Source organism: Klebsiella sp. CN_Kp066 (assembly GCF_040065135.1).
Classification (GTDB): domain Bacteria; phylum Pseudomonadota; class Gammaproteobacteria; order Enterobacterales; family Enterobacteriaceae; genus Klebsiella; species Klebsiella oxytoca.
Genome location: NZ_JBEAIU010000035.1, coordinates 163191 through 177451 on the forward strand (window position 1 = coordinate 163191; position 14261 = coordinate 177451).

Sequence of the window (14261 nt, forward strand, 5' to 3'; positions counted from 1 at the left end):
CGATGGAGAGGATTCGTCCGCTGATAGGCAGCGTCGATGCGCCGGATCATCGCCAACCGTGGCGAACCGGCGGCCTCTGGCGGCGCACCATTAACCTCTACGTTGCAGGCGGCGCGCTGCTGACGCTGCATCATCGGGGGCAGGGCGTGAGCCCCGGCGGATGGGTTGTTCGTCATCGCGATTTTATCCGGCTGCACGCGGCGCTGCGGACGGGGGCGTCGCCGATAGCGCGGAATGACGGTATTCAGGTCGGCGATCTTTTGCTGATGCCGCCGCGCAGGCGCTGCTCCCTGCGGCTCCGCTGTCAATCCGTAAACGCTTATCTCCCGCCAGCGCTGATGAGTCGACCGGAGGAGACCGGGCTGTTCGGGCCGCTGTCGCAGGCTATTGAGCTGCGGCAGCATCCCGAGCTGCGCCAGCTTCGCCACTGTTTTGCCTCCGCGCTGGCCGGCAACGCCGTCGACTGGCGGCTGTGGCTGGGCAAGGGGCCGGGCCTGACGCCCAGCCTGGACGACATGCTGATCGGCATGATGCTGGCGGCGTGGCGCTCGGGGCGTATGTCACCCTGCGGCGGAAGGGCATTTTTTCGCGCCTCCGGCGATCTGCGCGCGGCCACCACTCAGGTGAGCGTCAACTATTTACGCTATGCCAGCGAGGGGCGCTTCGCTTCGCCGCTGATGCATTTTGCCTGCGCCCTGCAACGTGGACGACGTCTCGAGCCCGCCGTCGAAGCGCTGCTGGCGATGGGGCATACCTCCGGCGCCGACACGCTTCTGGGATTCTGGCTGGCGCAACATCTTATCTAAGGACTTTTTATGAAAACGCTGGTTGTTGCCCTTGGCGGCAACGCTTTATTACAGCGCGGGGAAGCGCTGACCGTAGAAAATCAGTACCGCAATATCGATAGCGCGGTTCCCGCGCTGGCGCGTCTGGCGCAGACGTATCGGCTGGCCATTGTGCACGGCAACGGGCCGCAGGTGGGTCTGCTGGCGCTGCAAAATCTGGCCTACGGCGACGTTGAGCCCTATCCGCTGGACGTGCTGGTCGCGGAGAGCCAGGGCATGATTGGCTATATGCTGGCCCAGCGCCTGGCGCAGGAATCACTCATGCCGCCGGTATCGACGGTGATGACCCGCATTACAGTCTCGTCAAACGATCCGGCCTTTTCGGCGCCGGAGAAGTTTATTGGTCCGGTTTACGATCCGGAGCTGCAAAAACGGCTGGAAGATGAGTACGGCTGGAGGATGAAGCGCGACGGTAAATATGTGCGTCGGGTGGTTCCTTCGCCGACGCCGGTGAGGATTGAGGAGAGCGAGTCGATTGAGCGTCTGCTGGGTGAGGGGCACGTGGTGATATGCTGCGGCGGCGGCGGAATTCCGGTGCTTGAGAGCGGGCATGGCGCAGAGGCGGTGATTGATAAAGACCTCGCTGCCGCGCTGCTGGCGGAGCAGATTGATGCCGATGGCCTGGCGATCCTGACCGACGCGGATGCGGTATATGAACATTGGGGCACCCCCATGCAGCGACCGATCCGCGAAGCGACGCCGGAAGAGCTGGCGCCTTTTGTCCGCGACGACGGCGCGATGGGGCCGAAAATCGCGGCGGTAAGCGGCTACGTGCGCCGTCGGGGCAAGCGGGCGTGGATTGGGGCGCTGTCGCGTATCGATGACACCCTTGCCGGGCTGGCGGGAACCTGCATTAAGCCCTGATGCACAGATAAAATCACGCGGCGAAGCAGACGCTGAAATATCCTGCGCTCTTTCCCCGGGGGCGGCGCTCGACGCGCCTTGCCCGGGCTACATGTTCGTGCGGTTTGCGGATTTGGTTGAATGGCTACGGGGCAAATGATGGTTGGTCTGGTAGCCCGGCTAAGGCGCAGCGCGCCGCAAGCCGGGATTCTGACGAAGGATTATGGCAGAGAGGTAGCCCGGGCAGGTGCGCAGCACCGCCTCCGGGACTATGGAGAGCTGGATTACGCCAGCTGCGCCTGCGCCCAGAATACACCGCTGGCGTATTCCGGCGGCAGCAGCGGCTTCAGCGCTTCCAGCGTCGCGCTCAGGCGATCGGTATCGCTGTCGGTCAGGTTCAGGTGACCGACTTTACGTCCCGGACGCACCTCTTTGTCGTACCAGTGCAGATGCACCAGCGGTAGCTTCAGCCAGTCATAGTTGAGATCGGTACCGATCAGGTTGATCATCACCGACGGGCTGTTGACCACCGGCGGCGGCAGCGGCAGATCGGTAATCGCCCGCAGATGAAGCTCAAACTGGCTGATGGACGCGCCGTTCTGCGTCCAGTGGCCGCTATTGTGCACGCGTGGCGCCAGTTCGTTAATCAGCAGACCATCAGCGGTGACAAAACACTCCATCGCCATCACGCCAACGTAGCCCAGCTCATTCATGATCGCCGTCAGCATCTGTTCGGCCTGCGCCTGCTGGAGGGCGTTGGCCTGCGGAAAGGCGACGCTGGCGCGTAAAATACCGTCCTGATGCAGGTTGCGGGTCAGCGGATAGAAGACCGTGCTGCCGTCCCGGGCGCGTGCGCCGACCAGCGACACTTCGGCGGAGAAGTTAATCCCCTGCTCAACGATACACTCGCCGTAGTTATCATCCGGCAGCTGCGCGGTTTCATTTTCCCGCAAACGCCACTGACCGCGGCCATCATAGCCGCCGACGCGGCGCTTAACGATAGCCAGCTCGCCGAGACGGGCGAATACCGTCGGCCATTCGCTTTTCTCCGCCAGAAGCTGCCACGGCGCGGTAGCGAGCTCCAGCTTATCGAAGAGCTGCTTTTGCGTCAGACGGTCGGCGATAACCGGAAAAACGTCGCGGTTGACGAAGGCGGAATGACGCGCCAGCTCGCGGGTCAGCGCCGTTTCCGGCCAGCGTTCAATCTCTGCGGTAATCACGCTTTGCTGTACCGGCACCGCTTCCGGGTCGGCTTCGAGACCGACCGGCCAGACCGCAATACCCAGCGGTTCGCCAGCCTGGCGCAGCATTCGGCCTAGCTGGCCGTTACCGAGAACGCAAACTTGTTTCATGCCGCACCCCGCGGATCCGGGTTATCCAGCACTTCATCAGTTTGCGCCTGGCGCCAGGCGCTGAGGCGCTGGTGCAGTTCCGCATCGTTCTGGGCGAGGATCTGCGCAGCCAGCAGGGCGGCGTTGGCGGCGCCGGCTTTACCGATAGCCAGCGTACCAACCGGGATACCGCGCGGCATCTGAACGATGGAGTAGAGGCTGTCTACGCCGCTCAGCGCTGCGCTCTGCACCGGCACGCCCAACACCGGTACCAGCGTTTTCGCCGCAATCATGCCCGGCAGATGCGCCGCGCCGCCCGCACCGGCAATAATCACCTGAAAACCATTGACTTGCGCGCCTTCGGCGAAGCTGAACAGTTTATCGGGGGTGCGGTGGGCGGAAACCACTTCGACATGGTACGGAACGTTCAGGGCATCAAGGATTTCTGCGGTAAACTGCATGGTAGCCCAGTCGCTTTTGGACCCCATCACGATGGCGATACGCGCCGAATTATTGCGGGAAGACATGCGTCTTAAAACTCCTGTGGGTGTGTTGCACACTGCTTTAGAGGCCACAGAGAATAGCATGAACTCCCGGCAAGGAAAACGGTTGCGTGCGCATGGCTAGCCCTCTTTTGTCTCGTCGTGACTGGGGGCAACGCGCCGGTTATGGGCGGTGGTCGCGCTGGCAAAAAAGGTAAAAACCAGCACTACTCCCCAGGGCAGCATAAGAATGCTCATGACCAGCATGTAGATTTGCACAAAGCGCTCATCGTGCGGCCGCGTACAAAGCAGATAAATTGCGTAAAAATAGAGGATCCAAAGTAGCGCTGCGATTCCCAGCACGGTCAGCGAACCGAAGTAGATAAACACCAGACCAAAATAGCTGGCGGTAATCGGGCCGATGACGGCGATAACCATGCCCCAAATTAGGGGCTGACTCCATTTTTGCATGCTCGTTCCTTGAGTGTGGTTTGCTGGAAAATTAACCTGGGGTTAAACGTCAGGACAGCCATTCTGCTGCCTGAAGTGCTTTTTCGGAATAGTGCTTGCTGGAACTCAGAAGGGGAACTGAATCAGTTCGACCTTTTCGGCCGTCACTTTGACCATGGAGCCTTCGTGATGCCATGCGCCCAGAACCACGCGATATGCGGATTGACCGTTGGCTTCTAGCGGATGGACGGCAGGACGGTGCGTATGCCCGTGAATCAGCCATTGAACGTGATGTTTTTCCATAACGTCAACGACCGCCTGTGGATTCACATCCATAATTTCCATCGACTTGCTGCTGTTGGCCGCTTTGCTGTCGGCGCGCATTCTGGCAGCGATACGGCGGCGGATAAACAGCGGTAGGGCCAGAAACAGGCGTTGGATCCAGGGATTGTGCACTTTCGCACGAAACGCCAGATAGCCGGCATCGTCGGTGCAGAGGGTGTCGCCGTGCATAATCAGCACCTTGCGCCCGTAGAGGTCGAGAAGCTTCTCTTCCGGCAGCAGGGTCATGGCGCTTTCGCGGGCAAAGCGCTGACCGACGAGAAAATCGCGGTTGCCGTGAAGGAAGTAGCAGGGGACGCCGGAATCGGCCAGCGCTTTCAGCGCTGAAGCAATTTGCCGATGCAGCGGGTTGGGATCGTCATCGCCGATCCAGGCTTCAAACAGGTCGCCGAGGATATACAGGGCGTCCGCCTTGCGGGCTTCCCCCTGTAAAAAGCGCAGAAAACCGGCGGTAATCGCCGGTTCTTCCGTTTGCAGATGTAAATCCGCAATAAAAAGTGTCGCCACGAATTATTCGCTGACGGTGACGCTTTTGATCACAACATCTTCTTTCGGCACATCCTGATGCATGCCGCTTCGGCCGGTGGCGACCGCTTTGATTTTGTCGACCACGTCCATACCCTCAACGACTTCTGCGAATACGCAGTAGCCCCAACCCTGCAGGCTTTCGCCGGAGAAGTTCAGGAAGTCGTTATCGGCGACGTTGATGAAGAACTGCGCGGTGGCGGAGTGAGGCGCCTGAGTACGGGCCATTGCCAGGGTGCCGCGGGTGTTTTTCAGACCGTTGTTAGCTTCGTTCTGAATAGGAGATTTGGTGGTTTTCTGATTCATGCCCGGCTCAAAACCGCCGCCCTGAATCATAAAACCGTTGATGACACGGTGGAAAATGGTGTTGTCGTAGAAACCTTCACGACAGTAGTCCAGGAAGTTTTTAACTGTTTCCGGCGCTTTGTCGTCAAACGTCTTGATTACGATATCGCCATGATTGGTGTGGAAAGTAACCATTTTTGCATCCTGTTCCGATGATTGTGGTGCCTGCACCCGGTGTCGGGTGAGATATAGGGGGCTGTTATAGCATAACCGCGAGGTTGGATCACCTTGCAATGTGTGCTGCTTCGGGGTTGAATTAAGGTTAGAATACGCGACTTATATCCACACACGTCTACACGGAATCTTCGATGTTAAAAATTTTTAATACACTGACGCGCCAAAAAGAAGAATTTAAACCTATCCATGCCGGGGAAGTTGGCATGTACGTGTGTGGTATTACCGTTTACGACCTCTGTCACATCGGCCATGGCCGTACCTTCGTCTCCTTCGACGTGGTTGCGCGCTATCTGCGTTTTTTAGGCTACAAGCTAAAGTATGTGCGCAACATCACCGACATTGACGACAAAATCATCAAGCGTGCCAATGAAAACGGCGAGAGCTTTGTTGCGCTGGTGGACCGCATGATTGCCGAGATGCACAAAGACTTTGACGCGCTGAATATCCTGCGCCCGGATATGGAGCCGCGAGCGACTCATCACATTGCGGAAATTATTGAGATTACCGAGCAGCTGATCGCTAAAGGCCACGCGTATGTTGCCGACAACGGCGACGTTATGTTCGATGTCCCGACCGATCCGAACTATGGCCAGCTGTCGCGTCAGGATCTCGACCAGCTGCAGGCCGGCGCGCGCGTTGATGTCGTTGACGTCAAGCATAATCCAATGGACTTTGTGCTGTGGAAAATGTCGAAAGAGGGCGAGCCAAGCTGGCCGTCGCCGTGGGGCGCGGGCCGTCCAGGCTGGCACATTGAGTGTTCAGCGATGAACTGCAAACAGCTGGGCAACCATTTTGATATTCACGGCGGTGGTTCGGATCTGATGTTCCCGCACCATGAAAACGAAATCGCCCAGTCCACCTGCGCCCACGACGGCGAGTACGTGAACTACTGGATGCACTCCGGGATGGTGATGGTTGACCGCGAGAAGATGTCAAAATCGCTGGGCAACTTCTTTACCGTGCGCGACGTCCTGAAGTTCTATGACGCGGAAACCATTCGCTACTTCCTGATGTCCGGCCACTATCGCAGCCAGCTGAACTACAGCGAAGAGAACTTAAAACAGGCGCGTTCCGCGCTGGAGCGTCTGTATACCGCGCTGCGCGGAACCGATAAAACCGCAGCGCCGGCCGGCGGTGAAGCGTTTGAAGCGCGCTTCATTGAAGCGATGGACGACGATTTTAATACTCCGGAGGCTTATTCCGTGCTGTTTGATATGGCGCGTGAGGTTAACCGCCTGAAAACCGAAGATGCCGCCGCGGCCAACGCGATGGCGGCGCATATGCGTAAGCTCTCGGCGGTGCTCGGTCTGCTCGAACAGGAGCCGGATGCCTTCCTGCAGAGCGGCGCGCAGGCGGACGACGGGGAAGTGGCGGAAATCGAGTCTTTGATTCAGCAACGTCTGGATGCGCGTAAAGCGAAAGATTGGGCGGCGGCGGATGCCGCGCGTGACCGTCTCAACGAGATGGGCATCGTGCTGGAAGATGGCCCGCAGGGTACCACCTGGCGCCGTAAGTAGTCTCATTCTCTCTTTTTAGCCGGGGCCATCCCCGGCATTTTTTTGCCCTGACTCAGGCTAAGAAACGAAGCGCGGTCCTGATTTCGCCTTCGCACGCTCCCAACCAGCGGCTGAAGCGTTCGTCGGGGAGAAGTGGTGTCAGGCGGAAGTGCAGGTTGCCGGAGGCAGCCAGGGGACCGGCTGTGCTACAAAGGACGTGATATCGGAAGATGGCGGCGCTGACTGAAGTGCAGGAAAACGAGAGACCATCTGTCGGGATGGGGGGACAGGCGCCGGTTGCGGCGCCTGAACCTGTTACTCGGTAACGGTAACGCTCTGACCTTCAAAGCTGACCGTCTGACCGGCGACGATTTTACAGCGTTTACGGGTTTCCACCGCACCGTCGACTTTGACCAGACCGTCGGCGATAGCGATTTTAGCCTGCGCACCGCTTTCGCTCCAGCCTTCCAGCTTCAGCAGATCGCACAGTTCAACGTGCGGGTGTTTGCCTAAAGAAAAATTCGCCATCTCAGGCCTCCTGAATATCGTGATACTCTTCACACGCCTGCAGCGTGTTCTGAATGAGGGTGGCTACGGTCATCGGGCCGACGCCGCCGGGAACCGGCGTAATGTACGACGCGCGCGCGGCGGCATCTTCATAAACGACATCGCCAACCACTTTGCCGCTTTCCAGGCGGTTAATCCCGACATCGATCACGATCGCGCCTTCTTTAATCCACTCGCCCGGAATAAAGCCCGGTTTACCTACAGCCACAATCAGCAGATCGGCGTTTTCAACGTGATGACGCAGGTTTTTGGTAAAACGGTGGGTTACGGTGGTAGTACAGCCTGCCAGCAGCAGCTCCATGCTCATCGGGCGTCCGACGATGTTGGAGGCGCCAATGACCACCGCGTTCAGGCCGTAGGTATCAATGTTGTAACGCTCGAGCAGCGTGACGATCCCGCGCGGCGTGCATGGACGCAGGCGCGGGGCGCGCTGGCACAGGCGGCCAACGTTATACGGGTGGAAACCGTCAACGTCTTTGTCCGGCGAAATGCGCTCCAGCACTTTGACATTATCAATGCCGGCGGGCAGCGGCAGCTGAACCAGGATGCCGTCGATAGCGCTATCCGCATTCAGGGTGTCGATAAGTTCCAGCAGCTCTGCTTCGCTGGTGGTTTCCGGGAGATCGTACGAGCGGGAGACGAAGCCTACCTCTTCACACGCTTTGCGCTTGCTGCCGACATAAATCTGCGATGCCGGGTTGCTGCCGACCAGCACGACGGCCAGGCCTGGTGCTCGAAATCCGGCCGCCACGCGAGCCTTCACTTTTTCCGCAACCTCAGAGCGTACCTGCTGCGCAATCGTTTTACCGTCAATAATTTTTGCTGCCATCAGAGAGAGGATTCCATCTGTATCTTTACGAAAGGGGGATGGCGATATTTTGTCAGAAGCCAGCCTCGCTGTCAGTCTTCGTTTAAGATTTTATCTTGCTTTGGTAAGGCGACCGCTGCAATCCCTGCATAATCCTGCCGCGAGCGGAGCCAAAAAGCGCATGGAGTCGAAAGCAAAGTTACCGTGCATAAACATAAGGTTGAATAAACTTTATACTCCTTTCGCAGCTAAACCAGGCAGGTTGCACAGACAACCGCAGTTTCGCGGCAAAATACATTGACTCATCAGGCGTGGACCGTATAATTCCGGCGATTGCACATCACGAAGCTCCCGCTTCTCAATGCGCCCTTAGCTCAGCTGGATAGAGCAACGGCCTTCTAAGCCGTAGGTCACAGGTTCGAACCCTGTAGGGCGTACCATTTTGCAGTAAACAGACGTTATTCTACGTCTTTTTTTATGCCCTAAATTCAGTAGGTTGGCTGATTTCTGTGCGATAAGGTCGTTTATTATTCTGCCTGCTTAGCCATTATTCAGCCCTATCTGCTGGCGGAACACTACGTTGTTTTGACCAGCACAAAAATCTTTTACTTTAAATCTCTCCCCTGTATTCTGTGCAGCTGGATTTCTCCCAGCGACAATTCGCAGAGATACCCATGGCCCGCAATCATGTTCTCTTCACCTCACTTTCGCGCCGTAAACGTCGGAGCGCGACTCTCAAAATCAAAAATCTTATCTACAAAGAGCGTGCTGTCTGGGGCGGCGTCTTCTATGACGAATGCGAACATGATGCGGCAGTTGCCAGCGGGGGCTGGACCTGGAGCGATATAGTTTTTCTTGGTCGTGACCCAGCCGTTTTCTGGAATGCGGAGATCATCACGGCGAATGTGGCTTTTAGCGATGAGATAGAAGAGGCTGCTTTCAATGAGGCGCTATTGCGGCTTGACGCTGCCAGCCAGCGTCAGGCAATGCATCTCGATTTCATACCAGATATTAATCGCGATGGAAAAACGATTAGCTATACATGGGGACGAAAGCCTCAACGGAATGACTCGCAGCTTGAGGGATTATCCATAAGTGATTTTGCCGATAAACGTGCGCGAGAAATTGCGCGTACTAATCCACCGCCAGTTTATTGCGGTTACCGCATATTGCCGGGCTACGCAGCAGGAATCGGCTTGAAAATGGTGGTTGACGCTGAAGTGCTCAGTCGGAGTGTAATTGAAAGCGCTATTGCTGATTTTCTCGCTCGCGGAGAACAAAACTGGTTTTCTGACGTGCCTGCCCTTGTCCACTACATTGACAATATCTACTGCAAACCGCTTAACGAGGCATCCTGAGCGAGTCAATATGGCCCCATTGAACGCCAAAATGACTTTCTTCATATCCACGCGGTTGATGACCGCGCTCAATATGAGGAAGAACCATGGCAAGAACCCGTGCGGAACGACGCCATCACATGCGTCGCATGAGGCATAAACGGCGAAACGACAACGCTGTGCGTAACGGCAGTCCAAAAGATCAGGGGCGCCACTATACCACTCCATGTTGTTGTTCCTGTTGGATGTGTGGGCACAAGCGTGACTGGTACGGACCAGGCATACAGGAGCAGCGCGCGCAGGCAAAATATAAGGAGGACATATGAGGTAACTATCCATAGCAGGAACCTTTAATGTCTGTTTTTAATTCACGAAGAGACCGCGATCGTAACGGTAAACCCAAACCACATTGCCATGTTGGCTATCCAGGGTTCGAAGGAAAGATGATGCACCATCGTCATCGCGCTTCCTGGCTTTGGCCCGACTTTAACACTTGTCATTGCCCGTCGACCTGGACGCGTATGTTTATGACCAGACCCCGTCGGGCGAAGGAGTTCGTAGCGCTCCGGCGAATCATGAAAGGAGGCGATCCTGACGGGATCTTATTTCCTCATCGCTCCAGGCCCTACGTGTACTATTACTGAGTCCGGTTTTTTTCCTTAAGGACGCAGAGTGCTGACAAAGCCCTGGCAGAAAAGCCGGGGCTTTCATCTTATTATTATTCTGAATCCGGACGTTATTATAGCGCTGTGGGCCACGCTTCATTATTCCCTGGCGTAAATCTCAAGGGAGTAGAAGGAGGGCTTCGTATCGAGAATAACAATCGTTTCAGAACGTCCCCGGATCTATGTAGCAAAAGGAGCTGTCTTTTCCGAATATGCGGATGCGTCTTTTTATTATTTGTAAAGCCGGGATATTCGTGCCGCTTAAAAGAATAACTCTCAAAAATGAGAAGCCGATCGTTTGAGCAGGACTTTTGTCCTCCGTACCTGACTTACCGCAGGATACACTTTCAGCATATCTTCACTAATAAAATTCTGGAGCTGTTATGACTGCACATATTAATGCCAAATCCGGCGATTTTGCTTCAACTGTTATTATGCCTGGCGATCCCTTGCGCGCTAAATTTATCGCTGAAAATTATCTGCTGGACTATCGGGAAGTGACGAACGTTCGCAATATGCTGGGATACACAGGTTATTATTTCGGGCAGCCTGTATCGGTGATGGGACATGGAATGGGAATACCATCAATGACGCTTTATGCCCATGAACTGGTTAATGACTTTGGCGTTAAGAGAATCATTCGCGTAGGCAGCCTGGGGGCGACTCAGCAGCATGTTAAAATGCGTGACATTATATTGGCTGTTGCCGCCGGAACAGATTCTATCACCAACCTGAAACGCAGTTCAGGTTATTCAATGGCGACATCCGCTGATTTTAAACTGTTGCATCAGGCATGGTTGATTGCGCAAAAAAGTGGCATTGATATAAAAGTTGGCAACGTCTTTAGCGGCGATCTCTATTACGACCCGGATGAAAATCTGATCCCTGCGCTGGAGAAGTTTGGAGTGCTGGGGATTGATATGGAAGTTGCCGGTCTTTATGCCTTAGCTCATCAGTTTGCAATTGAAGCTCTTGCCATTTTAACGGTCTCCGATCATTGCCTCACCGGAGAAGAGACCACAGCTGAAGAGCGGCAGTTAACTTTCAATAATATGATCGAGCTGTCTCTGAATACGGCGATTACAGCTTAGCTCTTGTTCAATTGACACCAGCAGGGGTGTTTTATATGAAAAATAAACTCTCACTTACCCTAATTAGCTTTCTGGCGAACTTTATTATGGCGGGGTTTGCCAGCCAGTTTGGCATGCTGATTGAGCCCATTGCAGAGCATTATAATGCGGATATCAACGCGGTTGCGTCTATTTTCTCTTTACTCAACGGAGGAGCCCTGGCAGGGACGATAGCGGCATTTTTCCTTATTGAAAAAATCGGCGTAAAACGCATGACGCTGATGATCTACTCCGTGGTTTTCCTTTGCGCGCTGGCGATGCATGTAAGCAGTGAACTGTGGTCTGTTATGGTGGCGATGACCCTGGTGGGGCTCTGCGGCGGCATTGGCCTGTGCGTAGCGGGTACCATCGTGGTTTCCGTTTGGCAGGACCGTATCCAGAGCACGATGCTGGTGGTCCAGGATGCCACCTTCAACGTTGCGGGCGTGATCTTCCCGCTGATCACCACCTTTGCCCTGACGCACAACATGTCATGGAGCTACAGTTACCTGAGCGTCGGTATGGTGGCGCTTGTCACGCTGGGGATTGTGGCCCTGACCCGCTTCAATGCCTGTGAAGCAGCGCCCTCTTCGGGCCCCTCAGACGCGGTAAAATCCGAATGGAACCCTGGAATTATCAGCGGCGGGATTGGCCTGTTTCTTGGCATGCTGGCGCTTTATACCTTCCTGACATGGGCGCCGCTGTTTGTGAAAAACAAATTTGGCATTCCCTTTGAAGAGGCTGGAAACATCATTACTCAATATTGGGGAGCTGCGCTGGTGGGGGCATTAGTTTCAACCGGTATTGTCGCCCGGGTGAAGATACACTATTTTTTGTTGAGCATTATTTTACTGGCCTGCGTCATTACGACGATTATCGTCACTAAAGAAACGCTTTCTGGCTTAGATTACCTGGCTTACAGCTATGGCTTTGTATGTGCAGCGCTTTACAACTCGTTTATTGCCTATGGCGTATCCTTTGTTAAACGCGCCAGCAGTCAAAATGTATCTTATATATTAATTAGCGGAAGCGCGGGCGCCATGTTTAGCCCGGCGATCAGCGCGTTAATGGAAAAAACGATGGGACTGCAGAAAATCATGTATGCGATACCTGTTTTATATTTCATTATTTTTGTCATGCTGGTGGCTACCCTTAAATTAAAACGTAAAGTAGTACAATAAAACCATCTCTCTTTTCAGTTTAACTTTGCGGAATTGCTCCATTGCAGGAGTAATAAGGCTCAGGTTTTATCAAAGGAATGGAATATGTTTAATGCCAAAAAAACATTATTAGCAATGATAATTAGCGTTGGCTGTTCTCAGGCAATAGCAGCTGACTATCGTGACGGCAATATCAGAAAGAATGACTTTAGCTGGATGCAAATGAATCTTATGCAGAGCGTGGATGCTAAAGTCCCATACGGAATTCGCAACGATACCTATCTTGAACTTGAGTTTGGCGCGCGCTCGGGTATTGTCGATCTTTACGGCTATGTTGATATTTTTGACATCTTTGACAGTAAACATGACGATCGCCATGGCGGAGATAACTTTTTTGCTAAGATATCGCCGCGTTTTTCACTGGATGCCATTTTCAACAAAGATTTATCCGTCGGCCCATTCAACGAGTTTTATATCGCAACGGTCAATAACATTGGCGATCGCGAATTATTTGAGCACTATATAGGGCTTGGTACGGATGTGAAAGTCCCGTGGTTCGGGATGGTAGGGATGAACGTCTATGCTCACTATGTACGGGAAAACTATGGCGCCGAAAACGAAGGCAAGTGGGACGGATATATGTTCTCCACGAACTGGTCAACCCCCTTTTACCAGTTTGCCAATGGTAGCTATTTAAATTACCAGGGGTATTTCGATTATCAGTTTGCGGCGAATAAAAATAGCGATCGGTCGCTTTACAGTAACAATGCGATTGAATGGTATAACGGTATCTACTGGCATACGGAAAATTATGCCGTAGGTTACGGCTTGAAATATTTCCGCAATATGGCGTTGATGCAAAACCACGGCGGCGCAGGCCGTACAACCGGGCTTGGGCACTACTTTAGTCTCACCTGGAAGTTTTAATTGGATATGAATGGCGCGCCGTCTCCGGCGCGTCATTCAGCAATATCGTTGCCGAGAAACTTCCGCAACCCATCAAGATCCTGAATTGCAATGCCTTGTTTAGTTCGTACTACCAGTCCGGCATCAATCAGCGCTTTAACCGCGCGGCGATAAACGCGGTCGGTGGTGCCGAATCTTTCCGCTTCCTGATAATTCTTACTGAATCCATCCATTGGCTGTTTGTTCAGGTGCTGCCGGTAGAGGTCATAGGCAACATTATGAACGATGGGGTAGAGCATGCGATGCAAGAAGATTTCCAGCATATCCTGGTAGTCTACCGCCATGGCGCTGGCAAAAAATATCGCCAGTTTAGGATGTTGATTCAATGCTTCTTCGAGCCGCTCGCAGCTGCATACCGCAACGGTAAGTGGTTCCTCTGCTACGATATCCAGCTGACAGCGATAGCCTGTGAAAAACTCCATTTCACCAAAGAGTTGCTCATCGCATTCCATTGCACCCAGCTGGAAGCGACGGCCGTTTTCCGCGCTGTAACGCAGAGATATTCTGCCCGATTCGACCATGATTAAGCGGTCAACAACCTGGCCCTGATGATAAAGATGCTCATTTTCGGCAATAAGCTGCTTATCTGAGAGTAGCTCGCGAAACGTTCTCTCGATAAATGCATCATCCTGTTGCCAAATGCTATGAAAACGACCTTTGGTGAGTGGTTTAAGCTGCATATTTTGCTATCTGTAAAGAAGCGAATCCCTGCTTTTGAATGATATTAGTAGAGGCTGATGACATGACGTTAATGGCGCATTCTACTCAATCGCCGTGTTAAAAAATATCAATAACTGGATGTCGCGCCTGCGC

At 54.1% G+C, this 14261-nt stretch carries 16 protein-coding genes and 1 tRNA gene; 8 read left to right on the forward strand and 9 right to left on the reverse strand.

Features of this window, described 5'->3' with window-relative positions:
* Nucleotides 1–2: 2 nt before the first annotated feature.
* Both ABLV75_RS13435 and ABLV75_RS13440 read left to right on the forward strand, forming a co-directional pair.
* On the forward strand, nt 3–806 hold the full coding sequence (locus tag ABLV75_RS13435; protein ID WP_004099764.1) for a DUF2877 domain-containing protein: 804 nt from the start codon (nt 3–5) through the stop codon (nt 804–806).
* A 9-nt stretch (nt 807–815) separates the two neighbouring features.
* Nucleotides 816–1709: a carbamate kinase gene (locus tag ABLV75_RS13440; protein ID WP_004099766.1), complete on the forward strand. Its 894-nt coding sequence runs from the start codon at nt 816–818 to the stop codon at nt 1707–1709.
* A gap of 263 nt (nt 1710–1972) precedes the next feature.
* Here the strand turns inward: ABLV75_RS13440 and purK are convergent, their stop codons facing one another.
* The 5 genes from purK to ppiB form a co-directional block, all read right to left on the reverse strand.
* Nucleotides 1973–3040: a 5-(carboxyamino)imidazole ribonucleotide synthase gene (gene purK, locus ABLV75_RS13445; RefSeq protein ID WP_004099767.1), complete on the reverse strand. Its 1068-nt coding sequence runs from the start codon at nt 3038–3040 to the stop codon at nt 1973–1975.
* On the reverse strand, nt 3037–3546 hold the full coding sequence (gene purE / locus ABLV75_RS13450; protein WP_004099770.1) for a 5-(carboxyamino)imidazole ribonucleotide mutase: 510 nt from the start codon (nt 3544–3546) through the stop codon (nt 3037–3039). The genes purK and purE overlap by 4 nt, the downstream gene beginning before the upstream one ends.
* Before the next feature lie 96 nt (nt 3547–3642).
* Nucleotides 3643–3972, reverse strand: a complete 330-nt coding sequence (locus ABLV75_RS13455) for a hypothetical protein (protein WP_004099771.1) — start codon at nt 3970–3972, stop codon at nt 3643–3645.
* Nucleotides 3973–4077: 105 nt separating this feature from the next.
* Nucleotides 4078–4800: a UDP-2,3-diacylglucosamine diphosphatase gene (gene lpxH, locus ABLV75_RS13460; RefSeq protein ID WP_004099773.1), complete on the reverse strand. Its 723-nt coding sequence runs from the start codon at nt 4798–4800 to the stop codon at nt 4078–4080.
* Between the two features lie 3 nt (nt 4801–4803).
* Complete coding sequence (ppiB, locus tag ABLV75_RS13465) at nt 4804–5298, reverse strand: peptidylprolyl isomerase B (RefSeq protein WP_004099775.1); 495 nt, start codon at nt 5296–5298, stop codon at nt 4804–4806.
* Between the two features lie 173 nt (nt 5299–5471).
* Here ppiB and cysS point away from each other — a divergent pair, with 173 nt between their 5' ends.
* Entirely contained in the window at nt 5472–6857 is a 1386-nt protein-coding gene (cysS, locus tag ABLV75_RS13470; protein ID WP_004099777.1) for a cysteine--tRNA ligase, read from the forward strand.
* 294 nt (nt 6858–7151) lie between these two features.
* Here the strand turns inward: cysS and ybcJ are convergent, their stop codons facing one another.
* Together ybcJ and folD are read right to left on the reverse strand one after the other, a co-directional pair.
* Nucleotides 7152–7364 carry a ribosome-associated protein YbcJ gene (gene ybcJ, locus ABLV75_RS13475; RefSeq protein ID WP_004099787.1) on the reverse strand — a complete coding sequence of 71 codons (213 nt, stop codon included), beginning with the start codon at nt 7362–7364 and terminating at the stop codon, nt 7152–7154.
* A 1-nt stretch (nt 7365) separates the two neighbouring features.
* Entirely contained in the window at nt 7366–8232 is an 867-nt protein-coding gene (folD, locus tag ABLV75_RS13480; RefSeq protein ID WP_004099791.1) for a bifunctional methylenetetrahydrofolate dehydrogenase/methenyltetrahydrofolate cyclohydrolase FolD, read from the reverse strand.
* A 342-nt stretch (nt 8233–8574) separates the two neighbouring features.
* On the opposite strand from folD, the gene ABLV75_RS13485 reads away from it, so the two are divergent.
* Nucleotides 8575–8651, forward strand: a tRNA-Arg gene (locus ABLV75_RS13485).
* 234 nt (nt 8652–8885) lie between these two features.
* Nucleotides 8886–9569, forward strand: a complete 684-nt coding sequence (locus tag ABLV75_RS13490) for a hypothetical protein (RefSeq protein ID WP_004099802.1) — start codon at nt 8886–8888, stop codon at nt 9567–9569.
* A gap of 347 nt (nt 9570–9916) precedes the next feature.
* Here ABLV75_RS13490 and ABLV75_RS13495 read toward each other — a convergent pair whose 3' ends face one another.
* Entirely contained in the window at nt 9917–10048 is a 132-nt protein-coding gene (locus tag ABLV75_RS13495; protein ID WP_257020572.1) for a hypothetical protein, read from the reverse strand.
* Nucleotides 10049–10596: 548 nt separating this feature from the next.
* Between ABLV75_RS13495 and deoD the strand changes: the two genes are divergently transcribed.
* The 3 genes from deoD (at nt 10597) to ABLV75_RS13510 (ending at nt 13409) form a co-directional block, all read left to right on the forward strand.
* The gene (gene deoD / locus ABLV75_RS13500) at nt 10597–11304 is read left to right on the forward strand and encodes a purine-nucleoside phosphorylase (RefSeq protein WP_004099810.1); all 708 of its coding nucleotides are present in this window, start codon (nt 10597–10599) and stop codon (nt 11302–11304) included.
* Nucleotides 11305–11339: 35 nt separating this feature from the next.
* Entirely contained in the window at nt 11340–12503 is a 1164-nt protein-coding gene (tsgA, locus tag ABLV75_RS13505) for an MFS transporter TsgA (RefSeq protein WP_004099812.1), read from the forward strand.
* 84 nt (nt 12504–12587) lie between these two features.
* Nucleotides 12588–13409, forward strand: a complete 822-nt coding sequence (locus tag ABLV75_RS13510; protein WP_004099814.1) for an outer membrane protein OmpK — start codon at nt 12588–12590, stop codon at nt 13407–13409.
* Nucleotides 13410–13441: 32 nt separating this feature from the next.
* On the opposite strand, the gene ABLV75_RS13515 is transcribed toward ABLV75_RS13510, so the two are convergent.
* Nucleotides 13442–14128: a Crp/Fnr family transcriptional regulator gene (locus ABLV75_RS13515; protein ID WP_004099815.1), complete on the reverse strand. Its 687-nt coding sequence runs from the start codon at nt 14126–14128 to the stop codon at nt 13442–13444.
* Between the last annotated feature and the right edge of the window lie 133 nt (nt 14129–14261).